Origin of the sequence: Plantactinospora solaniradicis, assembly GCF_042658085.1 — a bacterium.
Classification (GTDB): Bacteria; Actinomycetota; Actinomycetes; order Mycobacteriales; family Micromonosporaceae; genus Plantactinospora; species Plantactinospora solaniradicis.
The window spans coordinates 1-631 of the sequence record NZ_JBHSPR010000152.1; the positions used below are offsets into that span (position 1 = coordinate 1).

The window sequence follows — 631 nt, forward strand, 5'->3', positions numbered from 1 at the left end:
AAGACCCGGGCGGCTCGGGCGCAGGAGTTGTGTGAGCTGGTCGGGTTGCGGGGGTTCGAGGGTGCGTATCCGCGGGAGTTGTCCGGTGGTATGCGGCAGCGGGCGGCGATCGCCCGGGCGTTGAGCGCGCGGCCGTCGATCCTGTTGATGGACGAGCCGTTCGGTGCGTTGGACGCGTTGACCCGGGACAAGATGAATCTGGAGTTGCAGTCGATCCACGCGGCGACGGGGGCGACGGTGGTGTTCGTGACGCACTCGATCTCGGAGGCGGTGTTCCTGGCCGATCGGGTGGTGTTGCTGACGCCGCGGCCGGGGCGGATCCGGTCGGTGACGTCGGTGCCGTTGGCGCGGCCGAGGTCGGTGGACACCGAGACGGGTACGGAGTTCGGGCAGATCGTTCGTGGGTTGCGGGTGGAACTGGATGAGGAGTCCTGATGGGCGACCGGGAGAGGTTGAACAAGCTGCTGCCGTGGATCAGTTCGCCGATTCTGTTGGCGTTGTTCCTGGGTGGTTGGCAGTTCGCGGTGTCGGTGGTCGGGGTTTCGGAGTTCATCCTGCCGACGCCGGTGCAGACGGGTAAGTCGTTGGTGACGATGCTGGGTGACGGCTCGCAGTGGTTGCACATCCGGGT

Annotated in this window: 1 protein-coding gene and 1 pseudogene; both read left to right on the forward strand. The window is 66.4% G+C overall.

The genetic code is table 11. The features are described 5' to 3' along the window. Positions 1-435 (forward strand): ABC transporter ATP-binding protein (locus ACFP2T_RS47990; protein WP_377434808.1); only part of this gene is annotated, 435 nt, incomplete at its 5' end. Continuing rightward, positions 435-631, forward strand: a pseudogene (locus ACFP2T_RS47995) (hypothetical protein); the annotation flags it as partial. The gene ACFP2T_RS47990 and the pseudogene ACFP2T_RS47995, both read left to right, overlap by 1 nt.